We start from the raw sequence: 26,746 nt of genomic DNA, 5'->3' as shown, positions 1-26,746 counted from the left end.
TCTCGGTAGAGTACAGTGATTAACTCAAAACCTAACTAGCAACACAACTTAATTCAATTGAGTACCCAAGTAACGCAAATAAGCATTGCGAATGCGCAGCTTGTTCTGCTCAAAGTACTCTTGACCATAACGGCCTCGGTTAAAGTAGCGGCGAAGCATACTATTATCCATCACGAGTTCATCCCCTTGGCCTGCCGCTAAGTTATTATAATCATTGCCAACTCGTGTCGTAACGTTGAAATCATAAGCCTCGTTACCACGAACTTGTATCACACTCGGCGACATATCACGCCACGGCGTTAATGGCAGCTTTACCGACACAGTGACAAACTGCTCTTCGTCTGTATCGTTAAACTTCGTCACCTGATAACTTGCGGATACTTCTATGTCTTCAAACCAATGTGATGTCGTGAATTTTGCACCAACATCCCCTTTCCAAAACTCGCCAGCAGTTGCGTTAAACTGCCAATCCCACTCTGGCATAGAGAATGTGTAACGAGTTAAAAAGGTTTGGCGATCTGGGTTCGCATAACCATTTTTGTCTTTTTCGTCTTGATGTTGGAAATAGCTCATCTCTAATCCCAACCAATGGTTGCCCGATTGAGAGAACCAAGCTGATTCACTACGCGCACCGATATAATCCGACTTAACCAAGCCTAGAGATACTTGGTTGGCTATATCGACATATGGCAAACGGAAGAACTGATGTACCATTGCACGCTCAATCTCGTTCTCGTATACGCTGTCTTCGAAATACCCACCCTCTTCAAAATCATCACTTTCTGCTAAAGGTAAAATATGACGAACATCAATTGCCGCACCAGACCATAGGTAGGTATATAAGTTACTGGACATGGCAAAAGAGTAATCATACACACCGTACTCGGTTGCTACGCCATGCCTTACCATAGGGGAAAATACGATCTGCGAATCTAAAGTGCCTGAATTAACTCGTTCCGTTTTCCAAGCAACCATGTCTAATCTTTCCGACAAATCGCGCGTGATAAACTGAATGTCATCACAAGATGCGCTACCATTGACAAATCTTTGATAACAGTTAGAGTTAGACAAAACGCTGACCACTGGTTTTTGGTTGGCAAGCATCACAAGTTCAAATTGATCCGATGCAGCGCCAATATCTTGCGCTGCATTTTGACCAAAATGACTCGATACAATCCCCAGAGCCACACCTAGCCCATCTGCTTGATTATGGTTGTATCGACGGTTCTCTAAAGCCACCACAACTTTGTCATTTGATACGCCAACTTGAACATTAACGAAGCCTTCATTTTTTAACGCACTAACCAAAGAGGAAATTGACGTTTGTTGTGCTTTGTTTTGCTCAACGACTAAACGATCCATTAACGTCATATTATTCTTCGCGTAGTCGCGAGAGCGAGAGTATTCCGTTATCAATGGAATCGAGAGTGCAGCATTCCAAACGCTCGAACCATCCGATTCATGACCAGAATAAATCTGGTAGCTTAATGAGGCGGTTATATCGTTAGGCAATAGATTATCGGGAGTAAACACTTTTATAGAAGAGTTGAATTCTACTGAATCGTACTCTCCTACTAGTTGAACAAAGTCGAAAGGTTGGTATTCAACCCCCCCGAAAACACCATCCAAAACGTGAATGTCATTTTCTAAATTGGAGACACCATAGCCAGCTGATATACGCAACGAAGTGTTATCAAATGAATAATCGCCGACTACGTAGCTGGTGTTAAAGTGGTTTGCTGAACCACCTATATCTTGCATTCCAATAGCGAGACCCAAAGCATCAAACGAAAGCAAATTAGATATCTGATACTTATACGAGAATGACAAGTCTCGAATACCACCGCAACCACTAGTAAAGCAGTTAGAATGATAATCATAAGTTACTATACGAGTAGATACCTCTAAACCGTCGAATAAACCTAGAGACAAGTTTATTGAATCTAGGCTTTCAACGTCCCCTTTCCAGGGTACACCTTCAGAAAAACTGAATGATAATGTATTTACACCTTGGACTTGAGCATTGGGAGTAAAATAAATCCCCGTAAAAGCCTGATTTGATGGCGTGTTAAAAATGTCGTTTTCTTCTGCCAAACTACCAAAGCTAAAACAAACTAGGATAAAAACAATTGAAGTTAACTTATTCATACGAATCACCTAAGTTTAGAGTATGCAAACTTAAGAGCTCTTGGTGGTAACAAATGAAAGAAAATTCTTGATGCTATCAAAAATATATTCCTAGCGCTAACCTCATTAAGAGATACCATATACTTAAACCTAATATTAAATTCACTTAACGCCTTTTTTATTCCTCTCCTTCGAGAAAGCGTTGATTCATTTAATCGGTAATCTAGCAGAACTTCATTAATATTCCCAAAAATAAAACCTGCTTTTAAAAGCTCGAACCATAAAGCCATGTCTTCGGTTAAAGTGGTATTTTGTGGATATCTAAAACCTCTTTCAAAAACACGACTTCTAAACATAACAGTTGGATGAATAAACGGACAGCGCGTCACACTGTAGCTACAGAGTGACTTGTGATCTTTAGGTAGATGCTTTTCTTCCAAGGCGTATGGTGCTCCAAACTCCTTACATGAAGTACCGAGCACATCAACTTCAGGATTTAATTCGAAATAATTAACCTGTCGTTCTATTCGAGTCGCATGAGAAATATCGTCACTATCCATCCTTGCAACATACATATAGTTTCTACGCAGAGATTTATCGATGAGATAGTTCAACCCATGAGCCAGACCTTTATTCACATTTGAACTAAAAATATAAACATTGGCAAGTTCACTTATTTTATCCACCTCTGATTTCAGACGTTTAGGGATTTCACCATCTTGATATATATATAAATCACAAACATAAGATTGATATAAAACACTGGATACAGCTTCTTTAAACTTATCTGGACAATCAGATTTATATACACTCATTATGACCGCAACATCTCTTTTCATAGCTTCGTTCTCATTTTGAAATTTCATCAAAAGATTCAAACTCAACGTTATCTAAATGACTGGTCCATGCACGACAATAACGGCTATTTTTTCCATAAACATTATCAATCACTTTACTTCGTCGACCAACTAAACAAGTAAGTATATGTCCGTGAAGTCTAGAAGTGACAATAGAGTCATATTTTGAAAAAAATCTCGAGCAACGATTAATTAATTTCTTGGAATACCAAAACCAGAACCTCCAAATTATCACGTTTAATTTATCGGATTGAAAATGCTTATTAAACGACGATAGCCTTGATAGTAAAAGTTGTATAAAGTAGTCTTGTGGTTGTAATACATCTTTCCAATCAATATATTTTTCTTTTCCATTTAAATACTTTGAATTATATTCTTTTGACATTTTCTCCTTATCATTTCTAATAAAGTACAAACTGCTTTCTATTCTGTCAGACAAATCTAATTGACCAATTAATTTGTGCGCGGTATCAGGAAATTGATAAACATACGGTGTAAACCTCTTGAACGTTATCTCACTCATACTATCTCTACAGCATATATGAACATCGTTGTGGGATTTAAACAAATCAATTGACTTATTCATATTAAATTCATTTTCAAAGTGAATTGTTTGGGGGAATATTATTATTCTATTTTTTGGAAAGTTCCTGACAACATCTTCCCTCATTGACTGTTTCCCTGTATATAAGTCACCGAAGTTTCCGCCACCTTGAAAAATTATAGTTGTATTCTCATCGATTTTTGTCCTAAGTTTATCCAAGCTATATTCTTCATAATTACATCTATATCTTGGGTTTATAGAATTCTCTTTGAGAAGCACCTCAGCACCATGATATATTAGTAAATCTCCGACATTTAGATAACATGGATACTCTAAATATACCACATTGGACTTATCTTCTATTAATTTAACAATAGGATCTAAAAGTTTTGATATTTTATCCATTATACTTTCTCTAATAATTCTTCTTTTATCTTATTCTTAATCAAGATATCGCTAGTATCTATTTTCCTAGCAAAATAAACAGATGAGTTAAAATTCAGCTCATTGTGGGTAAAAAATTCAGGGCTATTTCCACACTTCCAGTTAACTGAACGTAGATTTGATCTAATAATAGTGTTTTTAAATTTACTATTAAATAAAATAGTTTGAAAAAAAACCTCATCGATACAATTTGAAAATTTCAACTGATTTATATTCTTTACTTCTAAACACGAATCAAGCAAGAAATCGACAAACTCTTTCGTAATAGTAAACCACTGAGAACCTTTAACTATATCGTAATTTAAGTAATGTCTATTCTTAATTCCAATTGAATATAATGCCTTGGATAGGAAAAGAGAGAACTTCCTTAAAACTAGGCTATGTCTAAAAATAGGAGAAAAAACAAAAAGGTGTATTGCATCAACTCTTTTACGACATTCATTGATCGAGCTTACGCTAAAAAAATTTTTGTTTTTATTCTCATCAAGATAATGAAAATATTTTGAGACGGCCTTAACGGGAAAACAATCACCACTTAACAATGTATAACTTTCATAAAATCCATGATCTCTTGAAGCTCTCAGTAAGTTAATGGTAGCCAGTACTTGAGAGTAATGAGCCCATTTAACATCTATACGATTTTTAGTAAAGAAAACATTTTTCAAATCATTAGTATCACTCCAATAAGATAACGATAAATAATCATTTTCAGATTTTAAATCCATATGTATAAATACATCAGCGTATTTTGATAACAAGTCAATCAAGTTCCTAACGTGATCAGTATCTTTATGTATTTGTAATAAAAAACAGTGCTCTTTCCTATACATAATTAATGACCTTTTTTAGAATCTTTCCAGGTATCCCTAAAAAGATCAAACTTTTTATTGTAGGATGTTTAATAAAAGACAAAAGAGCATAGTATACTTGGTATCTATATGATGAAGACGAAGCTGAGATTGATGCTCTTAAATATATACTTGAAGTGAACTTATTGAATAAATTGAGGCTTATTAATTCCTGAGCAAGGCTATCTCGAATAACTATACCTGTACTTAAGTATTTTTTATAGTTAGAGCTAATTTGATTCTTATTATCATGAATAGTATATATAGTATTGACTTGCTCATCACTATATACACTTGATATTTTAGCAAGTCTTATCCAAAGATCATAATCCTGAAGGCAAGCTAAATCTTCATTAAACTTACCTGCTTTAAAAAAATGTTCTTTTCTAATTGCAACTCTAGATGTAGATCCAATCACATTACCCTGGCTAAGTAATTCATAGAATACGTCTTTAAACTTCTTAGGTCGAATAGTTCGTGAAATATTTTCTAGACTATTTGATTTTACAACTCTTGCACCAGTATAAGATAATCCTATATTTTCATCTGAAGTCATCATTGTTAATCGTTTTTCAAATGGGTTTTCAGAGAACGCGTCATCATCATCTAACAAAAAGACTATATCACAACAACTTTCTTCTATAGCAAGGTTCCTACTGAAATTAGCTCCTTTCGACTCAGGATTATTTATTAGTTTTATCCTTACACCATAAAAATCTATACTAGTCAAATCTGGCGGAGTACCTCCGTCATTAACAACAACTATATCTAAAGGTTTTAATTTACTGTTTAAAACACTTTTAATAGCTCTAAATAATAATTCAGTTCTATCTTTTGTAACAATTACTACCGAAAACAAACTATCATACCTCATACAATAAACTATTAGATTAGCCTATCAATTTCTTCATCCATTTATTTGGCATTATTTTTTGTCTTTTTAACAAAATATCAAAAAGTAGAGGAAGTGCTTTGATTAAATTAATTTTACAACACTTAAAAAAGAATGATATCAATGGCATTTGAAAATCTTTAAGATTTTTATTTATTAAATAACTATTTACTCTTATAGCAACGTTATACCTGCATATTAAAGAAGCTATAGTATTGTTCTGAGTTAAAGAGTTAGATGTTTCTGTAACCACATAAATATGCTTTTTAGAAACGTGAATATTCTTAGATAAGACACCCGACTTAACAGAAAACATGACATCATTTGAATACATTACATCATCAAAAATAATATTATTTTTTTCAATTAACTTATTACTTATCACCTTAGACCAAGGAACATTAAACTTTGTTTTCAAATCCATTAGACTATTGTAATCATTACTACATAAAAAATTTTTGATTAGTTTTTCGTAGTACCGATGTCGCCTTCCTGTATTGTTATTCAAAATATTAAAGCTTAATGGTTCGTAATACAGCAATTCACAATTGGAATAATTTTCGACATCATTTAAGATAATATTAAATGCATCAGGGGTAAAGTAATCATCAGCATCAGCAAAGACCACCCACCTTGATTTAACTTGAGAAAGCCCTAAGTTCCTAGCAGATCCAGCTCCTTTACTGTCATTAAACAACAAAGTTAAATTCTTTCTCTTTATTAGTTCTGGGTTAAAATCACTACTATTATCATCAACGACAATTATCTGTATTTTTTCATTTTCCGGAATTGTAGAAATCAAGTTAATTAAATAGTCAAATGAATTATAGTGAGGTATAATAACAGAGATAGTATATTTTTCTTTATCCACTACCTACAATCCTTTTATTTGAAACATAACCAATAAATACATACACATATGGTGAAGTAAAAGACCTGAAAACATATAATTCTATAGCAAAAAAAACAAACCCAAAAAATAACAAACCAAATTTTTCGAATTTATATAATGAAAAAACTCCCATTAAAACCAGTATGTTAATAGCTAAGAATGGGACTAACCCAAACTGTCTATAGTATGAAAAAATATTATGTATAAACGCCCCCCATCTAGGTTCATGCCAATAATCAGTGTTAATGGACAATTGCCCCCCAAAACTACCCAATAGTGGATTATTTGCGATATCATTTATACCAGAAAGAAACATTAATTGCCTTTCATTCATGGAACTATCACTAGATAAACCATATAAATAGAGTTTGTATATTCTATTGTTTGATAAATCTAACCCTCCACTACCTTCTATTATTGAAACACCATAAAAGTAATAAAAGAACATACATAAAAATAGAAAAATAAAAAATAACAGAGTAAGTTTTCTTTTGTTATATGAATATAAAATCTTTAATGAAAGATTTAAAAAAACCGTTAAACCAAGTAAAATAAAAACAGTTCTTGATATTAAGAAAAATGACAAGACCCAAAGAAAAATCAATATGTAAAAATTATTACTACTCTTCCCTTCGCCAACCATATATATAATTGTCGTCAAAACAATCATATCAGAAAACCATATATAAGAAGAATGAAAATCAGGTGAAACAAAAGAATTAATATTTATCCTTAGCATTGAAAAATCAATGTTTACGATAATAATAGCAAATAGAAAAAATATAATCCAATATCTGAATCTTTCAGAGATTGGATTATATATGGAAAGATAACAACCCAATGAAAAGTAAAACACATAATCTACTAAGTATGGTAAGTTGTATTCGAAAGCCGATTTATAGTCACCTCGTGTATGTCCATACATATCAAAGTTATATGTTAATTTAAATGCAAATGTAACAAAAACCACACTACATAGAATCATCCATTTCCTATTGAAACATCTATTCTTGACAATATATATTGTGGCAAAAAAAGAAAATAATATTTTCACAAGATAAATTGCAGAAAATATACTTGGTATATTTATTATTCCTTGATAATAAAATAATCTTATGACGACTAATAAAGGTAGGGAAATAAATGCAACTAACTTAAATGAAAGTTCATTAAATTTATTGAGATTTAGATGCATGCTTAACCTTATATAACCAACTGTTATCTAGATCTAACTTCCAATACTGTCCCCACGCGGTATCATCTGATTTCGAAGAAAACCTTTCCAATCCCCCTCCATGTGTCTGTGTAAGTTCTCCAAAGTAGATCTTACCCTCAACATTATATAAGTCGACCCTAATATAATCAAAATCCTCAGACAATTTCTTAGCAACTGTTAACATCTCATCCAAATTGTCAGGTATTAATATTTCTTCAGCTTCTTTTATAGATGGCTTTATTTTTACCCCTATCCTATTCCAATTCTCATCATAGAAAGCTCGAGAGTGGCCATTGTATCTATCCGTGTCAACTTGAATAAATACTTTACCATTATTGAAACAATGAAACTTGTAATCATTAGGCGTTTTTTCTTTTTCCCCTATATACTGTTCAATTAAAATTTTTCTATCTATATTCGTATAAAAAACTTCATCAAAATTTCCTTTATCCAGTTTTTTCGCCAACATGAACTTTTCTACAATTTTTTCTACGTCACATGAGTATTTGTCTGGAACAATTTCTATATGATGAGGGCCACTGCCATGGTTTGTTTTTACTACAAATGATTTAGGAAAATTATCAAAATGCTCTATATTTAAGTTATCAAAAATACCCACGAGGTCAATTAAGTATCTGTCACCTACTTTACTTTTAACATAATCCCTTACTGCTACTTTATCTGCTACCATAGCCATATTTTTTTCATTACCAAACTTTTTCCTATAAAATATTTTTTCAGAGAAGGTTTGTGGATTATTTAAATTTAGTTTATATCCGTGAATTTTTTTAAAATAATACCCTTTAAATATTTTATGCTTTAATAGTTCTTTAAACCATACTTTCAATGTAACACTTGTCATTATTTATAGCCTTAGAGAAAACCCACGATATTAATAATAAATTAACAAAGCAGCTAATTATAGAAAAAACTTTAACTGCAAAGAAAGGATCTTGAAAGGTAACTGCAACGTAATAAAACACACCAGTTCGAATAAGCATAGTGGTCGCTTCATAGTAGAGATAATTTTTTTGCAGGTTCAGAACTTGAATGGTTACAACAGAAGGGCGATTTATTAAAGCAAATAGGAGCCACATTGACATCCAAGCAGCATAATTACCAGATACTTCCCACTCTTCACCAAAAATAAAAACAAACATTTCAGGAGCTATTTGTGAAAAAACGAAAAATGGAATAACCATTGACATGAATAAAATTAATGTCACATTCCTTAGCTCTGGAAATATTCTTTTTTTTTCTCTTTTAAGCCGACTAATTCGTGAATAAAACACATCTCCTACCGATTTATTTAATAAATTGATAGGGACACCAATAACCATTCTTGATAACGAATAATATCCGCCATATACAACCCCAAACTTTGAAGCAAGTACAATCACCGGTAGGCTTTGTGTCATCGAGTTTAGTAGAACCTGAGGGAATTTATATGTAGGAAAGTTTCTATAACTTTTTAAAGTTGAAAAACACAGATTAGATCTTGAAACTCTAAAGTTTATAAATGCTCTACGAATATTTCCTGTGATAAATAGTGTTTGCATCAGTGGCGTGAAGATTGAAACAAATACTAAAATTATTGCTTCAGGATATACGAAAGCAAACAATACCTTTAGTAGATTAATGAATAATGAAGATAAAACAGCAGCTTTAGAAATAATCCCAAAGCTACCGTTTCTAATCATTTTATTTTGTTCAATTTGATAGGTGGTCGAGAAAAAAACAGTAAAAAAAAGTAAATACAAATATTTTTTTTCTTCATTATATAATTCAATATAACCAGCACTTGTAATTAGAACCAAAAACATTAATATTAAAGATAAAAACTTAGATAAAGAGCTTATTTTTTCTATATCTCTCTCGCTTGCTATCACGATAGATGATGGGAGAGTCAATGCAGATACGGGGTTTAGTATATTTGTTATAGCCATAACAAACCCTAATACACCAAAGGCTTCAGGACCATATTGTCGTGTTATAATAGGGATAGTTAAAAGCCCTATAGCTTGAGCACCAACTGTTCCAGATAAAACAAATAACACATTTTTTAAAAACTTATTCATTCTATATTTCTTCTACTCTCTTACAGCTACCGGTGGTCTATTGAATATTCTCTTGAGCTTAATAGTAATTTTCCATATATGACTAATCATAGAGAAGTAGCACGCAAACAGAATTAGAAAGGCGAAGAACATGGTAGATTCACTTACATTAGTAAAATCAGCCCATAAGCCTACCGCAGCACAAATTGATGCCATCGAACAGATGAAAATTAACGTTGCACCTGGAGAAAGCCCAATACGCTGACAAATATGGTGTAGATGTTCTCTGTCTGGTTGGAATGGTGACTGACCTTTACGAATACGACGGATCATAATGGTTGCCATGTCCATCAACGGTAAAGCTATTAACCACAGTGCTGTGACTGGCTTGAAGGCTACCGCTCCTGGTTCTTGCGTGCCGCGAATCAGCATCCAGACCACTGTAAAGCCGATAAACATACTGCCAGCATCACCCATAAAGATTTTAAAGCGACGACCAAGTGGGAAACCTAAGTTCAGGAAGATGTAAGGAAGCATCGCAGTCACGATCATTAAACAGATCGTGGCTAAATATTCGTTTCCGTTGTAGGCAAACACAATACCTAATGCTGTAAAGGTGACCGAGGCTAACCCGCCCAGCAAGCCGTCTATGCCATCAACCATATTAAATGCGTTAATTGCGCCTATTACCGCAATAACGGTGATCACTGCGCCAGCGACTTCATTAAGGGCAATGGTTTCGCTCCCCATTAAGTAGCCTAAATCGTGTAAGCTGTGGCCTCCGATGTAAATCATCGCAAGGGATATTCCGGCTTGGATAATAAGACGAATTTTGAAACTTACATCGTAGTAGTCATCTAATGCGCCGAGCACTATAAGCACAGCCGAACAAGATAAGTAGAGTGATAGGTTGTCATTCATTGGTAGGAACAGAAGGAACCCGACCAGTATAGTAGAGAAAATGGAGATGCCTCCTACAAGGGGTACTACTCCTTGGTGGAGCTTTCTTGCATTGGGTTTATCTACTAGACCTACGCGCTTAGCAACCTTGCGCATAACAAAAAGTAGAACGAACGACAAAATAAATACAAATAAATATGCATTATTCATGATAGCCAACTGTGTTATTAAATAAGTTTGAAGTAAATCTATAACGCATCCGACTGATTCCCTTTACGGATTCCATTGCATCACAGGTCCGATACTGCTAATTCTTGCTTCGCTCGTATCTAGACACGCCGAACTCTAAGAATGAGCAGGTGATTTTTGGGCGTGACAAAACCACATTAGCCAACGTGGGTTGTAACGCATTGCAAACGCTAATTTCTAATATTGAATATGTAAGTAACTGAGTTCCACCAACACTGCTCGTGACGGCCATCGGTTCTCAGCCTTTTATAGGCAGGCCAAATACAAAGCTGAACATACTAACTGACGGTTTGGACCGGTAGTTAAGTACTTCTATAAACCTAGTATTTGGTTTTGATAGGTATGAGAAATGGAGATTTAAATTGTAACCTATGCCTAACCAACATTTGCTCGCCACTTTGTTAGCTTTGAGCGTCCCTCTGACAAAAGGGAATTACATAAATTTGTAATAGTTCTCGTTTTTTATAAATCAATCTTGCCAGAAATGCACTTAGGTGCTTATTATTATTAAAAATTATCTTGCTTGGTTTCTTTTCTAGTAGGAAAGAGGCCAACAGACGATTTGGGCACGCTACCGCCCCTAGGTCTGGCTCCTAGAAGCAAGTTTTAGACGTAGTGTTTAATGGTTGCGTTTCCAAACAGGAGACGAATTGTATAGTAAACACGTTGCAACTAAAAGTAGAACGTGTAAAAAGCTTGCAAAAAAATGTCTTTTTTCTGACACTTAACTCGCCATAAACGTGACGCTTTTTTTGTTGGCTTACTAATTATTAAACTCCTTCCGGCATAGCTGATGTTTGTGTAGCTAGCGCGTTAATCTCAGAAGCCTAAGTGAAAATAGTTGCAATAATATGAATTGCATCACAACAGGTTGCAATGCTACACAGTCAAATTTATGACGAATATCTAAGTCTCTCTAAACTTTCGGTTTTGCTGTTTTCTTACTCTCATTATCCTTGCCTACAATACGCTCACTTATTCACCACTTTCTGCTTACTTTGTTCATTGCGCGATTGACTGAGCCGTCTTTACGTCGCGAGGTGTCGCTATATATAAAAGCAAATACTCGTAAGCGTGGGTTAACAAAGGAAAAGGCGTCGTTTCGTTATGAAAGTACTGCACCACGGTGGGAAAAATACGGTTACTGGCTCTTGTCACGAGCTCGTATTACAAAATGGAAGTGTGCTGATCGACTGTGGTTTGCTACAAGGTCAAGATAATGCTCAGCAGGATAGTTTGAATATCAACTTTTCTATCTCTGATCTCAAAGCGGTTGTTCTAACCCATTCTCATATCGATCATGTTGGTCGGCTACCTTGGCTATTGGCTGCAGGTTATAAGGGTCCTATCTACTGTACGGAAGCCACTGCTGAGCTCGTACCGCTTATGTTAGAAGATGGATTAAAGCTCCAGTTAGGCATGAGGCGCCATCAAAGGGAAAACGTACTCGATTTTATTCGAACGCTTATTCGCCCTTGCTCTTACTCCCAATGGATAGAGATAGAAGAACATACCTCTCTTCGCTTTCAACCAGCAGGACACATTTTAGGGTCTGCATATGTTGAGTTTCATTTATTAAACAATGAAGTTGTTGTGTTCTCAGGGGATTTGGGACCTCGTAACACGCCTCTCCTACCTGATCCGGTATCGCCTGAAAAAGCTGACTATTTGTTTATCGAGTCAACATACGGCAATAAAGTTCACGAAGATGTTGAGTCTCGCAGTAGGCGATTGCTTTCTATTATTGAGCATGCACTTCAGGATGGTGGCGTAATTGTTATACCTGCTTTTAGCGTCGGGAGAACTCAAGAGTTACTGTTTGATATAGAGCAGCTTATTCATGAGCACGCCTTGCAAGATTCTCTGCCTATTATTCTCGATTCTCCTTTGGCTAAAAAGGTAACTACTACCTATAGGCAATTTAAAAAGCTTTGGGGAGCTGAAGCGAAAGAGCGGCTCGAGCATCACCGACACCCTCTTGCGTTTGATCAATGTATTACCGTCGAAAGCCACACTGACCATTTAAAGCTCGTCAATCGACTCGCGAGCACGGCAGAAGCTGCTATCGTGGTTGCGGCCTCTGGTATGTGTGAAGGGGGACGTGTCGTCAATTATTTAGAAGCATTGCTGCCAGATAAAAGAAATGATGTGTTATTTGCAGGCTATCAAGCAGAAGGGACGTTAGGTCGGCGAATTCAGGATGGAGAAGAGAACATACTGATTGAAGGAAGGCGCGTTAGAGTGGAGGCTCAAGTACATACCATGTCAGGTTACTCTGCACATGCGGATAGGGACGATTTAATACAGTTTGTTTCTGGTATCCCTACTCCTCCGAAAGAAGTTCACCTTATTCATGGTGAACAGGAGTCGAAAAGATCGCTTTATCAACAACTGATAACCCTCGGATATAACTGCGTTATATAGTGAAATGAACAATCATTTAATTTCAATGCAATATAATATATCGCAAACATAGTTTTTCGAGTTCATTGATATAATTACGTTAAGATTCAAAAACAAGTCATGAACAAGGACTCAGGTTCAAGAAAATTAACAAAGTTATGAGCATGTTCTGGATTCAGGGATATAATTTCTATACGAAATAAATTATAATCGCCGACTTGTAAGCAATTGGCTAGTCGATAACAACTTATTCCATTCCTATGACAGACAGTATGAGCGACACGCTTCAAGAACGAGAAGCTTCTGAATTAACTAAGCATAATTCTATCAGCATAACATCAGCATTGGACGAGTTATCCGCAAGTGAATCAAATGCTTGCCTTTATATCTACTGTCCAAAAGAAGACGAAGCAAAAATTGCTCAAGTACTTAAGAGGCATCCTGAGATTAATGCTCAGGTTAATAACTATTCTCTTAGAGACTTCAAGAGCAAAACGCTTTGCCACTTCAAAAGCTCGCATCTAGATCCTGAACAGCAAGCGTTTCTTGTCGCGGCGACAGAGCTAGGTGCTTGGGTTGAGCCATTAGTGAGCTATTTTGACCGTTCACTCGGATATACTGAAACTGAGCTTTTGCACAGCGGCTACTTCTTACACCAAAAAGCTTTTTCTATCCTTTCTAATCGCAAGAACAGCTGGCAAAAACGCTTCATCGATCTGTTGTTTGTCTTCATGCTGTCATGGGTTGCTATTCCAGTAGGGCTTATTACGGCACTACTCATTAAGCTTGAATCGCCAGGTCCGGTATTCTTTAAACAGCGTCGTACCGGCCAGTATAATGAAGAGTTTGAAGTGATTAAGTTTCGCTCGATGCGAAACGATGCAGAAAAGAACGGAGCCCAATGGGCAACAAAAAATGACGCGCGCGTAACGAAAGTCGGCTGTTTTATTCGTAAAACTCGCATTGATGAGCTCCCTCAGTTAATCAACGTACTAAAGGGAGAGATGTCGATGGTTGGCCCTCGCCCAGAACGTGAAGTGTTCATCTCTGAGTTGGAAAAAGCCATTCCTTACTATCGCTTTCGTCACGCCGTTAAACCTGGGGTAACTGGCCTAGCTCAAGTAAAATACCCTTACGGCGCATCGGTAGAAGACGCTATTTGGAAGCATAAATACGATGTCTACTATATCAAACACCAAAACTGGATGATGGAAGTGAAGATTCTTTTCCTTACAGTCAAAACGGTGTTATTTGGGATGGGTCGCTAAAACACGGCGAAGTTAATCGAACGAATCACAGGTATAAAAAGAGCAGCGCCTTACGGTCGCTGCTCTTTTTGTGTGTATATTCTGTAAGCTCTATCGAGGATTAAGGAAACTAAGATTTGCGCTTAGTTCGGTGTTTCATCGTACCTTTAACGGCGTAGACAGAAAATGTAAATAGGCTTCTTGGCAAGCTCAAGCCTACTACGTCTCTGTAAAACTTCCATTGATATGACAAAACGCTAAATTTGTTAGCTGTCATACCACTATCCATCCGATACTTTGCTAATGGCTTAGGTAGACAGTACGCTTTAGGAGTATCTTTCAGTATATCTAACCACAATCCCATATCCTGACGTTTACGAATAAGAGGCATATAGCGCTTACCGAGTGCCCGTGTATCATAAACGGCGGTCAGGCACCCGATAACATTACTGTACATAAGTTTTTTATACGTTGTATATTCGGGAGCAGTTACAACACTCAGCTCTTCTTCACTAGTAAAACGGCTGTAGTGAGTGTATGTGAGTGGGTAGTTATTCTCCAGCATGAATGGAATTTGCTCTGCAAGTTTGTCTTCTGTCCAAAGGTCGTCAGAATCCAAAAAAGCAATAAATCGCCCTCTTGCTTTTTTTATAGCAAAATTCCGGCTCGCTCCTGCACCTAGGTTTTCTTTGTTCTGATATACACGAATGTTATCGTATTTATCAGCATATGTTTGAATGACTTGCCAAGTATTATCGGTAGATCTGTCATCTACTATTATAAGCTCCCAGTTTTTATAAGTTTGGGATAGTACACTTTGAATGCTTTCTACAACCGTTTGCTCAGAGTTGTAAGTTGGCATGATAATAGAAACTACATCTTCGTTATTCTGCATCTATTCAGACCGTTTACTAGTTAGCTAAAATTTTTCGTTAGTCTCTTAACAACTTTTTCTTCTAGCTTTTATTTTTGTTCCTAATCTCTGATAGAGTCTAAAAACATAGGTTGCTATATTTGGTATATGTCGAGTTCTGTATAAGATCGCTTGAACTCGATGCGCATTGGGGTAAAGATTCCAGGAACATACAATAAGATCTTTGACATATGCATACTCTTTATTTATCACAAGAGTAAAAGCTGTGTTATATAAGTTAACTGAAAGTGCATATTTGAGATCACTCTCATCTTGCCAATCACATAGACAGCCTCGAATTGCATTCTCCTGTCTGGCCATATTATCTAGAGTATTCGAAACAGATATTTTACTTCGCTCAGAAGACCAAGAACCAACTGCATTAATACGATAGCAAACTGTTTGATCAGGTAAAAATAGAGCCCCTTCAGGCTTAGAACCAACAATTTGCATATAAAAGTCCCCTACCGGCGCAGCTTCTTGAAACCAGGTTGGCATGGATTCAATAACCTCTCGCTTCATTAATAAAGATGGCGTCGGCATACCCGCGCCTCCCATCCTAATTACGCGAGAGGTGTCAACAATACATTCTGTATTACTAAATTTGGATATGTCTTTGTAGCTACCATCTCCATACAGCCCATAACCTGCCGTATAGCAAAGTTGAAACTTTGGCTCTTCAATCATTCTGCATAACTGCTTTTGCAGTTTTAATTCATCGACCCAAAAGTCATCGCCTTCGCATAAGGCTATGTATTCACCTTTTGAATGAGAGACGCCTATCGTCGAGATTTGCTTTCGCTGTGAGTACTGATTTTCTGTTTGTAAGATTAACCGAATTATTGAAGGATACTTTTTCTGATAAGCCTTTAAAATTTCGGGTGTACCGTCTGTAGAAGCATCATCGTGGACTACTATTTCAAACTTGTAGTCCAATTGTTGGGCCAGAAAACTATCCAAGGCATCAGCAATGTAATTTTCCTGATTAAAGCAAGGACAAACAACACTGACATATACTTTATCGGTGTGCTTCCAATAGCGAATGATTCTTTCTTCAGATGCTGGCGCACTTAGTTTCTTATACAAGATAAACCTCTAATCATATCAACAGAGAAGCACGGAATGCCTAATCGACTCGAAACATCTTTACGCTCACGGAAAGAGTCATCAATAAAAATAGCTTTTTCATCTGAGATAAAGTTTGATTTCAACGAGTCATTGTCTTTAATATGAATAACCTCATCGAATAAACCTATCAGTCGATACTTTTCTAATGACTCTTTAAGGTTTCCAGCGTGGCGAGTGATAAGTTTTACTTTTTTACCTGCATTAATTGCTTCGAAAATAACTTTCACTAACTCCGAATTTATAAATCGTTCTTCTAGAAGAAGACAGTCATCATAGTCAGTATAAATCACATCGAAATCTAAGTTAGTTTCAAACTGAAAATTAAGATTTCTATATACTTTTACATTGAGGTTATTGTTCGATACAGAGATCGGAATGTCGTTTGAAACAAGTAACGATAATTCAGTGAAATTGATGCCATTGAATCGACTAGTAATCATTGACCCCGCAATTCGGGTCGCAACCTCTAAAAGGCAAAGCTCGCCATCTTTTGCTTCTTTTACCTGAAAAAACCATCCACCACGAAGATCTAGTGTAGAACTGATTTTAATAGCCAATTCTCTAAAGCGCTCTTGATCTTGTACAAGTTCTGTTTCTACAGCAATGCCGTTTCTAGTTTGATTGCGCTTACGAGCACTTGCAAAGATAAGTTCCCCTAGATGATTAGAAACACAATCGACTGTAAACTCTTCGCCTGGCAGGTACTCACATAACAGTTCATCATCATTGAGTTCTAAAACGTTCTCTTCTCTAACAAGTCTTGTCCCAACACTCCCTTGACCGACATCCGGTTTAACAAAAAGTGGAAACTCTAATTCATCAGTCTGCTGAAACAACTTTGGCGTTTTAACAACATTTGTAAGTCTCTCGTATGTCAACTTTTTAGAACGACACACCATATTCGTCTCATAAGGAGAGCTTACAATTTTCGCAGATAGTGTTGGAGCAGACTCTGATAGTTTGAGTGCTGCAGAGTCGTGTGCTGGAATAATATGCGTGATCCCCCATTCTTTAATGAGGCTAGCAATAGATTCAATAAACCCTTCATCATCAATAAAAGGAATGTTATTTGAAACACGCTCACTCGGAATTTCTGTATAGGCTTTGATGCCATTTGCACCAAAAACAACGGTATTTTTCACATCTTTGAGAGAACGTACAATTTCGTGCGCAATTTCAGTACCACAAGGTACAACTAAAACATTCATCATAATCAAAGTCTATCGTATTTAATCTTGGAAATGAGTAGAAAAGAATTCAATTCTTTTGTTCGCAAGTTTATCTTTATTGGAAGAAAACTCACTTGATGCGTATAATGAACTTTGATAACTAACGATATGTTCATAATTATCAATGACATGTTGAATAGCGCCAGATAAGGACTCTTGCATATACTCATTATAATTAAAGTACATTCCTTCAAATGCATTATCTAGCAATCCTGCATTTTTATTATAATAATATCTTAGATCAAAAACTGGTTTTACTACATTAATTACGGGTATCTGATTAGTAACGGATAAAACTAACGCATGATATCTATTACAAAGTACTAACTCAGAGTTTTTAATTAGCTCAATCGCTTCATCAATTTTCAAATACCCAGTTTCAAAATCATAGATAAAGAAGTTATCTTCCTTTATTTCTTCTTTTAAATAACTTGTTGTTTTTTCATCGACATCAAAAGTGAGAAAAACAACATTTATTCCTTTGTTTTTAAAGAATGTAATCAATGTGCGAATTGACTCAATATTTTCTTTAAATTTATTGATGTTTCCGTACTGCTCAAAAATTACATACTTACCATATTTAGATGATTTAGATTGTTCTCTTGGGTTAATTCCATCATTGATTATGTATAGGTCATCAGGTAGATAGGTAATGTCTTTAACCCCGATATCAGATAGATAAGTAGGAGATAACTTACGGTCTCGGCTAGTGATGATCGCATCTTTAGCCTCGGCAAAAATCATTTCATAGAAGTGTTTACTGCTGTCAAATGGTCCAAATCCATTTGCGGTAAAGACAATTTTTTTATTCATCTTAGCAGCGATCAAAATAGGAACAATGATTCTAAAGAGATCGTCATTTCGTGTCCACTCAAACCATAAATCATTAAAATAGCCGCCTCCAGAAACAAGTAATACATCTGAATTTTCAATCTCTTTTTCTATCGCAGAGATATTGGTACAACGATTCAAAAGTTCTAGTGGTGTTGGATAGTAAGATTTCTCTTTACCCAATAGAACTCTTCTTAATTTTTTTAGTTGCTCAATCGGACCGAGGTTATCTTTTTTCTTGTCTGACAGTTTAACGTCGACAAAATCAATACTAAACTCTTTCAGATAATCATTCTTTAGTTGCTCAACAAACGAACTATTGTAAGAAAAAACCACAAATTCATTTTTTGGTGAAATATCGTAAAGGTTGTTAATAAACATCCCATAATCACCAAGATTTCTATCTGCTAATGGGCCTGTGATTGCAATTTTCATTTTTTATTTTCACTTTTACAAATTTCAACAATTTTATTAATGTCAGCTATCGACAGCTCATGATGTAATGGTAGGCAAATTACTTTTTTTGAAATGCCTCGAGATATCTCATCACTCACAATTTCAATTTCAGGATTGTTCTTATAAGCAGCATAATCAGTAATTATTGGGTAAAAGTAACGTCTAGCTAATACATTACTATCTTTAAGCTTTGAAAATAGAGAATCTCTAGATTCTCCATACTCTTGTTCATCAATAAAAACTGGAAAGTATGAGTAGTTGTATTTAACATCTGGCAACTCTTTAGGAAAACTGATGCCTTTAACACCTCGTAGCTGACTACGATATTCGTTTGCAACGAACTTTCGTTGGGCAATGGCATCATCTATGATGTTCAGGGTTGCTAAACCAAAAGCTGCTTGCACTTCGTTCATTTTTGCATTGTGCGCAATTAGAGATACTTCAATATCAGAGTCAAAACCAAAGCTCTTAAGCTTGTCTAACTTCTCTTTCATCTCTTTCGTATGGCAAATGACAGCTCCCCCTTCTATTGTTGAGTAAGCCTTAGTAGCATGGAAGCTCAAGATAGAAAGGTCACCATAATTTAGGACAGAGCAACCTTTCTCTTCAACACCAAACGCATGAGCAGCATCATATATGATCTTTAGATCATGCTTATCAGCAACCTGCTGTAAGCGAGAGTGCTCACATGGGGTGCCGTAAACATGCACTGGCAGAATTCCAACAGTTTTATCTGTGATTGCTGCTTCAACTTTGGCTGGGTCAAGGTTTAATGTATCTGGGTCAACATCTACAAATACAGGTTTAAGTTTGTTCAGTAATAGCGCATGACTGGTAGCAACAAAACTATAAGGCGTTGTGATGACCTCACCCTCTAACTCTAGAGCCTGTAATGCGATCACTAACGCTAATGTACCATTTGAAAAAAGGCTGATATATTCAACCCCTAGATACTCACAAAGTGCTTGCTCTAACTGTCGATGATAAGTCCCATTATTTGTAAGCCACTTCCGTTCCCAGATGTCTTCTAAGCTTGCAGTAAAGTCTTCTAAAGGTGGTAAAAGTGGAGAGGTGACGGTAATTGGTTTCATTTAATTTTTCCTAAAAATGTTGTTCACCACATACAAGTAAAGGTCTTTTTGTATAACTCTAATACTGATAATGTATAGAAATAGTGCTGAACTTAAAACAATGATAATTTGAAAAATATCACTATCTAAAAAGTTGAACCATACAGATGATATTAAAGCACTAAATATGGCTATACTCCAAATTGGAAAGAGAAATCTAAGCTGCTTTGAGGAACTCAAAGATGTTAGCTTCCCTGTATAATATGTATTAATACATAAAGAAACGTATGATTGAACGACCATTCCAATGGTAATAGCCTTAATTCCTAACGGTATTGTTACAAACAAAATAATCGTTATTAAAGTTTTCTTTATAATTTCCAATTTCAAAAAAAGATCTGAACGTCCTTTCACTTGAAGTAAGTTAAGGTTAATTGCATGGATGGGGTATAGCATATATCCAAAACACAATATTGAGATTAGTTCAGATGTAGGGCCCCAAGCAGAACCGAGTAATATATTGACTAAAGGAGTGGATATTAACCCTATACCTAAGATGATAGGAAATATAAAAAGGGAAGATAGTCTTAGCGTTAACACATAAGCACTCTCTAACTTCTCATTATCATCTTGTATTTTACTTAATAAAGGATAATTAACTCTTTGAATAATAGTTGTAAGAGTTAGTGATGGAATATGAGATAAATTCTTTGCTTGAGAGAAGTAACCAAGTTGGCTTGCAGTAAAGAACTTACCAATCACTAACTGATAGATATTGTTATAAATAGTATCTATTAGACTTGAAAGTAAAAGCTTTGACCCAAAGCCAAATAACTCAGTGAAAGATTCTTTTGAGAGACCAGTTTTAGGTATCCATGGCGAAAGTATATTAAGTGTAATGGCACTGACCGCATAAAAAGAAAGCGTTTGAGCGACTAGAGCCCAAACCCCATAGCCTAAATAAGCCATAGTTATAGCAATTGCAGCACTAAATACTACGGCCAGAAAAGATGCCTTCGCTTGAGTCTTAAAGTCCACCTCTATAGTTAACTTCGCTCTTTGTACGACAGCAAGAGCATTGATAACCACACCAATGCCTAATACTCTAAGTAATAAAGTGAGCGTAGGTTGCTCATAAAAAGATGCTATATAAGGAGCACTAACAAAGAGCAGTATATAACAGGAAATTGAAACCAAGATATTGAAGTAGAAAGTAGTCGAAAAATCGACCTCTTTTCTATCTTGTTTGCGTATCAGCGCACTGCTAAAACCACTATCAACCATTGTCTGAGAAATAGCGATAAATATTGTTAACATAGCTATGAGACCAAATGCTGAAGGCCCTAATATTCGGCCTAATATCAACATCACTATCAACTGTATAGCTTGTGTTAAAATCCTTTCTACAGCGCTCCACTTTAAGCCGGCTTTGGCTTTACTTTGAGTATCACTCACAAACGGTTAACCAGCTAAAGTTTTCAAGTACTGACCATAACTATTCTTGGCCATTAACTCTGCGCGTTGCAGAAGTTCATCTCTTGTTAACCAACCATTTGAAAAAGCAATCTCTTCCAAACATGCAACTTTGAAGCCCTGTCTCTTTTCAATCGTTTCAACAAACTGAGCAGCTTCAAGTAAACTTTCATGAGTGCCAGTATCTAGCCATGCGAAACCACGCCCTAACATTTCTACGTTCAATTGACCTTTCTTTAGGTAAGCTTCATTCAAAGAGGTAATTTCGAGTTCACCTCTGTCTGAAGGTTTCACCTCTTTCGCAAGCTTGACAACATCATTGTCATAGAAATAAAGCCCAGTAACCGCATAATTAGATTTAGGTTTTTCTGGCTTTTCTTCAATTGAAACCGCCTTTTGGTTGTCATCAAATTCTACAACACCAAACCTTTCTGGATCTTTAACTTGGTAGCCAAACACCGTAGCTCCCTGAGAGCGACTAGCAGCAAGCTTCAATTTCGGGCTAAACGCCTGTCCGTAGAAAATATTGTCACCTAAAACAAGGCACACACTACTCTCACCAATAAACTCTTCACCTATAATAAAGGCTTGTGCTAATCCTTCTGGCTTCGGCTGAACTTCATAATTTAGTGATATCCCAAACTGGCTACCATCTCCCAGCAGACGTACGAAGCTGTCTTTATCTTCAGGTGTCGTTATGATTAGAATATCCTTAATACCAGCAAGCATTAACACCGATAAAGGATAATAAATCATTGGCTTATCATAAACCGGAAGCAATTGCTTAGAGACACCCATCGTAATAGGAAACAATCGAGTGCCAGAGCCTCCCGCAAGAATAATACCTTTCATTAATTTGTCCCCTTTTCGATAACACCTAAGCGCTCACCGGCATATGAACCGTCTAAAACACGTGACCACCAAATTTTGTTTTCCAAGTACCACTCCACCGTTTTTCTGATACCTGAATCAAAAGTTTCTTCCGGTTTCCACCCAAGTTCACGCTCAATCTTTGTCGCATCTATCGCGTAACGAACATCATGACCCGGACGATCAGAGACGTAAGTTATAAGATCTGCATATTCTTTAACACCATTTGGTTTATTTGGTACGAGCTCTTCTAAAAGAGTACAAATGGTTTTGACAACCTCAATGTTAGCTTTCTCATTATGACCACCTATATTGTAAGTTTCGCCCACCAAGCCTTCTCTTACCACTTTATATAGCGCACGGGCATGATCTTCTACATATAGCCAATCTCTAATTTGCATCCCATCGCCATATACGGGCAAAGACTTACCCTCTAAAGCATTGAGGATCATCAATGGAATAAGCTTTTCTGGAAAATGATAAGGGCCGTAGTTATTAGAGCAATTGGTAATGATTGTTGGTAAACCATAGGTACGTAACCATGCTCGAACTAGATGATCACTTGATGCCTTTGAAGCGGAATAAGGACTCGATGGAGAATAAGGTGTTGTTTCAGTGAATAAATCATCAGTTCCCTCTAGATCACCATACACCTCGTCGGTTGAGATATGATGAAAACGGAATTGTTCTTTGGATTCCTGATCCAATGTATTCCAGTAATTACGTGCAGCTTCAAGTAATGCGTAAGTTCCTACGATATTAGTTTCAATGAATGCAGCCGGACCATCGATAGATCTATCAACATGAGACTCCGCAGCTAAGTGCATTACTGCATCAGGTTTGTGCTTTGAAAAAACTGTTTCTAATGACTCTCTATCGCAGATATCAACTTTCTCAAAAACATAACGTTCGCTATCCATAACATCAGACAAAGACTCAAGGTTTCCTGCGTATGTCAGCTTGTCTACATTAACAACGGAGTCTTCCGTGTTATTGATTATGTGGCGAATAACCGCTGAACCAATAAATCCAGCGCCACCCGTTACCAAAATTTTCATAATTTACCCTTAATTGAAACTTACAGATGTTAGCGTCTAATTTTTATTTCTATAGTATTTAAAAAACACATCTATATTTTCTTTACAAAATGAAAAAAAACTGACTGATTTTCTATACTCAGGATATTTTTTTATAGCAAACAATAAAAAAATAAAAAATCCAATAGTATTAAAACATCTATACATAAACGATAGCTTGCTTGAACGCATTCTTTTATTTCCCCAATCTCTACCAGAACTTTCCATTGGATGTAAGTTGATAGTTTTTGGGAAGTAATTTAAGTTTAAACCTTTATTAAAGCAATCCAACAGGAATATATTTTCTTCCGATGCTGGAAGTTGAGTCCCCAAACCAAAGCGTTCATCAAATTTTACTTCTTTTTTCATGATAGATTCACGCTTGGCAGCGACTTCAATTGATGACACTTTAAATATTGTCTTGTTTGTATGTGCAAACGCGTCACTATTATATTTTTTAAAGTCTAATCCATCCGGAGTTTTTACTTTAAATGTTGCTATATCAATATTCTCATCAAAGCTACTTTTTATTATATCGAAGGCTTCATTTACATAGCTAACATCATCATCACAAAATACCACCACATCTGAGAATGACTTACTCAGCGCTAAGTTTCTACTTTTAGATAACCCACTATCGCTTGAACTGTAATATAAAAAGTCAACTCGACTCTCTAACCATTCCTTGATAGATTCCGTTAAAACATAGCCATCTTTTATCTGATGGACAACAATATATTTCACCGCTTCATCTTTAGGAAAATTCCCAGACATCAAGCGTTCAATCCCATCATTTAAGGTGCTTATTAGAACATTAATTGTTAACATTATTACTCTGAAATTCTGCTAGTTTATATATGGAAAAGATCATTAGTAACACCCATAAAAAATGAGTACTTAGATATTCAGAACGGTATGTGGAAGTTACTAGGAAGTGGAATGTCATTATAGCACCTATAAGATAAGTGTTATTCTTAAAGCCATATTTCAAGCCTGGGTAAATCAGTTTGAAATAAAAAATCAAGATCAGACCAACGCCAACAACACCGCCCTCCCAAAACATATCCAATGTATAGTTATTAGTAATTCTGAATAAATAATCCTCACTTCTCATGCCAAAGCTATCTAAAACAGACATGGTACCAAGTCCATGACCAAAAATTAGTTGAGCTAGGTTAGACTCTGCTAATAAAGTAGTGAATGAAACCATAAATTGGCTACGAGAGGAGCCGCCAGTTGCTTCGTGCTGCAGCTTATAATAGATAAAATCTAAAAGCAGCGTACCTAAATACATCAGCACCAACAATAAACAAAAAACCAGCAATAACACAAAAAAGTGGCTAATTCTTGTTTTTCCAGTTAACACCGTTTTCAAGGCAATTAAAGAAAAAACAAAAGCACAAATTAGAGCAAAGTTAACATAGGCTCCGCCGGAGAAAGAAAGTACGACGATGACAACCGTCATTCCCAGCATTGCTAGTCTTATAGCTTTCTTTTCAACTAATACTGCAATAAGCAGCATACACTCCATCAAAACCGGGGAAAGGAAATTTGGTTCTTCCGCTATAGAGGTAACTCGAGAAGGAAAAATTGAGCGTAGAGCTGCTGGCACACCATGCATCCAGTCTCTAGTATCTACGAAAAATGGGATACCAAGAAACTTGCAAATAACTTGCCAATACCCAAGCAAAATAAAAGTAAATGCAGTTAGTAAGCCAAGCTTAAGGATACGTTTCACACATCTTTCATCAGCTACTGATAACCAAATTGTAAATAACATCAAATTAAGTGTTAGCGCTATTAGCGTAAACATCCTGCCTATAACTACTGATTTTAAGTAGTCAGCAACAAGATAGTCTCGATTTATCAATATGCTAAATAATGATATAAAAAAAACTAACAAAAATATAAGAATCACACCAAAAGAATATTTATCAAATGTGAGTTTCTTGGAGATAGTAATGTAGTAGAAAAACGTAATTAGTGCCGATAGGAATAAGATAACTAAAATGAACTTGTTCCATTTTGTTACCGAAAGAGGAGCTAATATAGCAAAGAGGTACATATGTACCCCTAAGAGTTTGTTTGGATCAAGACTCAAATTAAACATGTTTTCTTGATAATGCAATACGGAACAAAGCAATAACCATTGCTAAAACCCCACCGATCAGCGTACCAAGAACGCAGATGATAGCTCGACTTGGGCTGTCTTTTTCTTCTGGTACCACAGGAGGGTCGATAATATCAAAAATGTAGTTCTCTTGAGCCTCTGCAAGCATCAATTTCTTAGTTTGCTCTTCAACTAGTTGATAAAAAACATTCTGCATTTCAGAGAGATTTGTCAGGTTTAGCTGCTTCTCCAAATATTGAATATTATTCTTCGCTTGGTTGATATCCTTGTTCTTCATCCATTCATTTAGATCCGAAATCAGCCAATCAAGCCATTGTTTTGCCAAATCAGGGGATTGGTTTGTCAGAGAGACAATGGTTGAACCACTGGTTTTATTTGAATCGATAACAAGCAACTCATTGAGAACTTTTGTGGCTTCTAAAATGGTTGGTTTAGGAGTTTTTCCTTCACTTACGACACGCGTCCAAGTATCAGTACTCTCATCATAAATTTTAGGATCAATATAAACTTTTCCAGAAGTTGCATCCCAATGCTCAATTGCCATCAGTGGAATCAAAATATTTCTGCGTTCAATAAAAGCTCCCAAGAATGCTCTTGAACGTAAAGACTCTAAGGCAATTGCTTGTTTAGAGCTCTTTTGGCTTCCAAATCCAGCTAATGCAGCGAGCCCCCCCAACTGCCCCATAGCTGAACTAGGCGTATTGTCTGCTACTGGAAACAATACTGCTTCGGATTTATAGAGGTTAGGTTTAGACATAGCAAAAAGCACTGATGCGACTGCAAATACAAATGTAATGGCAACTATCATTATTTTTTGTTGCCAAAGTGAGCGTATGAGCTCACCAATATCTAGTTCAAGTTGATTATTTTCCATTAATATTAAAGGAGGTATT

General features: G+C 36.0%; 23 protein-coding genes. 2 read left to right on the top strand and 21 right to left on the bottom strand.

The genetic code is table 11. From position 1 onward, the window contains the following. Positions 1 to 48: 48 nt before the first annotated feature. From R7E51_RS14070 to wecA, 10 genes are all read right to left on the bottom strand, one after another. Positions 49 to 2,148: a YjbH domain-containing protein gene (locus R7E51_RS14070; protein ID WP_206225460.1), complete on the bottom strand. Its 2,100-nt coding sequence runs from the start codon at positions 2,146 to 2,148 to the stop codon at positions 49 to 51. Positions 2,149 to 2,153: 5 nt separating this feature from the next. Continuing rightward, on the bottom strand, positions 2,154 to 2,966 hold the full coding sequence (locus R7E51_RS14065; RefSeq protein WP_169578733.1) for a glycosyltransferase: 813 nt from the start codon (positions 2,964 to 2,966) through the stop codon (positions 2,154 to 2,156). A 10-nt stretch (positions 2,967 to 2,976) separates the two neighbouring features. Then, complete coding sequence (locus R7E51_RS14060) at positions 2,977 to 3,933, bottom strand: polysaccharide pyruvyl transferase family protein (protein ID WP_206225459.1); 957 nt, start codon at positions 3,931 to 3,933, stop codon at positions 2,977 to 2,979. Further along, positions 3,933 to 4,697 (bottom strand): beta-1,6-N-acetylglucosaminyltransferase, encoded by a 765-nt coding sequence (locus R7E51_RS14055; protein WP_206225458.1) that lies wholly within the window; start codon positions 4,695 to 4,697, stop codon positions 3,933 to 3,935. Before R7E51_RS14055 ends, R7E51_RS14060 begins: the two co-directional genes overlap by 1 nt. A gap of 97 nt (positions 4,698 to 4,794) precedes the next feature. Beyond that, positions 4,795 to 5,679, bottom strand: coding sequence for a glycosyltransferase family 2 protein (locus tag R7E51_RS14050; protein ID WP_206225457.1), 885 nt, complete (start codon positions 5,677 to 5,679; stop codon positions 4,795 to 4,797). A gap of 31 nt (positions 5,680 to 5,710) precedes the next feature. Then, entirely contained in the window at positions 5,711 to 6,583 is an 873-nt protein-coding gene (locus R7E51_RS14045) for a glycosyltransferase family 2 protein (protein WP_206225456.1), read from the bottom strand. Next, positions 6,576 to 7,799, bottom strand: coding sequence for a hypothetical protein (locus tag R7E51_RS14040; protein ID WP_206225455.1), 1,224 nt, complete (start codon positions 7,797 to 7,799; stop codon positions 6,576 to 6,578). The genes R7E51_RS14045 and R7E51_RS14040 overlap by 8 nt, the downstream gene beginning before the upstream one ends. Continuing rightward, the gene (locus tag R7E51_RS14035) at positions 7,780 to 8,682 is read right to left on the bottom strand and encodes an ATP-grasp fold amidoligase family protein (RefSeq protein WP_206225454.1); all 903 of its coding nucleotides are present in this window, start codon (positions 8,680 to 8,682) and stop codon (positions 7,780 to 7,782) included. Before R7E51_RS14035 ends, R7E51_RS14040 begins: the two co-directional genes overlap by 20 nt. Then, positions 8,651 to 9,898, bottom strand: coding sequence for an oligosaccharide flippase family protein (locus tag R7E51_RS14030; protein WP_206225453.1), 1,248 nt, complete (start codon positions 9,896 to 9,898; stop codon positions 8,651 to 8,653). Before R7E51_RS14030 ends, R7E51_RS14035 begins: the two co-directional genes overlap by 32 nt. A gap of 12 nt (positions 9,899 to 9,910) precedes the next feature. Beyond that, positions 9,911 to 10,987, bottom strand: coding sequence for a UDP-N-acetylglucosamine--undecaprenyl-phosphate N-acetylglucosaminephosphotransferase (gene wecA, locus R7E51_RS14025; protein WP_206225452.1), 1,077 nt, complete (start codon positions 10,985 to 10,987; stop codon positions 9,911 to 9,913). Positions 10,988 to 12,133: 1,146 nt separating this feature from the next. Here wecA and R7E51_RS14020 point away from each other — a divergent pair. Both R7E51_RS14020 and R7E51_RS14015 read left to right on the top strand, forming a co-directional pair. Then, positions 12,134 to 13,450, top strand: a complete 1,317-nt coding sequence (locus tag R7E51_RS14020; protein WP_025768337.1) for an MBL fold metallo-hydrolase — start codon at positions 12,134 to 12,136, stop codon at positions 13,448 to 13,450. Positions 13,451 to 13,689: 239 nt separating this feature from the next. Further along, positions 13,690 to 14,697 carry a sugar transferase gene (locus R7E51_RS14015; protein ID WP_017820724.1) on the top strand — a complete coding sequence of 336 codons (1,008 nt, stop codon included), beginning with the start codon at positions 13,690 to 13,692 and terminating at the stop codon, positions 14,695 to 14,697. 109 nt (positions 14,698 to 14,806) lie between these two features. On the opposite strand, the gene R7E51_RS14010 is transcribed toward R7E51_RS14015, so the two are convergent. The 11 genes from R7E51_RS14010 to R7E51_RS13960 are packed head-to-tail and all read right to left on the bottom strand — an operon-like array spanning position 14,807 to position 26,727. Continuing rightward, complete coding sequence (locus R7E51_RS14010) at positions 14,807 to 15,571, bottom strand: glycosyltransferase family 2 protein (protein WP_206957940.1); 765 nt, start codon at positions 15,569 to 15,571, stop codon at positions 14,807 to 14,809. 45 nt (positions 15,572 to 15,616) lie between these two features. Further along, complete coding sequence (locus R7E51_RS14005; RefSeq protein WP_005384828.1) at positions 15,617 to 16,675, bottom strand: glycosyltransferase family 2 protein; 1,059 nt, start codon at positions 16,673 to 16,675, stop codon at positions 15,617 to 15,619. Then, positions 16,660 to 17,928 carry an ATP-grasp domain-containing protein gene (locus R7E51_RS14000; RefSeq protein ID WP_206957942.1) on the bottom strand — a complete coding sequence of 423 codons (1,269 nt, stop codon included), beginning with the start codon at positions 17,926 to 17,928 and terminating at the stop codon, positions 16,660 to 16,662. Before R7E51_RS14000 ends, R7E51_RS14005 begins: the two co-directional genes overlap by 16 nt. Before the next feature lie 18 nt (positions 17,929 to 17,946). Further along, positions 17,947 to 19,212: a polysaccharide pyruvyl transferase family protein gene (locus R7E51_RS13995; RefSeq protein WP_206957944.1), complete on the bottom strand. Its 1,266-nt coding sequence runs from the start codon at positions 19,210 to 19,212 to the stop codon at positions 17,947 to 17,949. Continuing rightward, the gene (locus R7E51_RS13990) at positions 19,209 to 20,324 is read right to left on the bottom strand and encodes a DegT/DnrJ/EryC1/StrS family aminotransferase (protein ID WP_206957946.1); all 1,116 of its coding nucleotides are present in this window, start codon (positions 20,322 to 20,324) and stop codon (positions 19,209 to 19,211) included. Before R7E51_RS13990 ends, R7E51_RS13995 begins: the two co-directional genes overlap by 4 nt. Beyond that, positions 20,325 to 21,758, bottom strand: a complete 1,434-nt coding sequence (locus tag R7E51_RS13985) for a lipopolysaccharide biosynthesis protein (RefSeq protein WP_206957948.1) — start codon at positions 21,756 to 21,758, stop codon at positions 20,325 to 20,327. It lies immediately after the preceding gene. A gap of 6 nt (positions 21,759 to 21,764) precedes the next feature. Further along, positions 21,765 to 22,628, bottom strand: coding sequence for a glucose-1-phosphate thymidylyltransferase RfbA (gene rfbA / locus R7E51_RS13980; RefSeq protein WP_005384820.1), 864 nt, complete (start codon positions 22,626 to 22,628; stop codon positions 21,765 to 21,767). Continuing rightward, entirely contained in the window at positions 22,628 to 23,704 is a 1,077-nt protein-coding gene (gene rfbB, locus R7E51_RS13975) for a dTDP-glucose 4,6-dehydratase (RefSeq protein ID WP_005384818.1), read from the bottom strand. The genes rfbA and rfbB overlap by 1 nt, the downstream gene beginning before the upstream one ends. 36 nt (positions 23,705 to 23,740) lie before the next feature. Further along, positions 23,741 to 24,550 (bottom strand): glycosyltransferase, encoded by an 810-nt coding sequence (locus R7E51_RS13970; protein WP_005384816.1) that lies wholly within the window; start codon positions 24,548 to 24,550, stop codon positions 23,741 to 23,743. Beyond that, the gene (locus tag R7E51_RS13965; RefSeq protein ID WP_242531408.1) at positions 24,537 to 25,787 is read right to left on the bottom strand and encodes a hypothetical protein; all 1,251 of its coding nucleotides are present in this window, start codon (positions 25,785 to 25,787) and stop codon (positions 24,537 to 24,539) included. Before R7E51_RS13965 ends, R7E51_RS13970 begins: the two co-directional genes overlap by 14 nt. Positions 25,788 to 25,824: 37 nt before the next feature. After that, a complete protein-coding gene (locus R7E51_RS13960) occupies positions 25,825 to 26,727 on the bottom strand; it encodes a Wzz/FepE/Etk N-terminal domain-containing protein (RefSeq protein ID WP_005384811.1) in 903 nt (300 codons plus the stop codon). Positions 26,728 to 26,746: the final 19 nt, after the last annotated feature.

This window comes from Vibrio sp. Vb1166, assembly GCF_033338695.1.
In the GTDB taxonomy this organism is placed as follows: domain Bacteria; phylum Pseudomonadota; class Gammaproteobacteria; order Enterobacterales; family Vibrionaceae; genus Vibrio; species Vibrio alginolyticus.
This window is presented reverse-complemented; position numbering and strand designations above follow the sequence as displayed.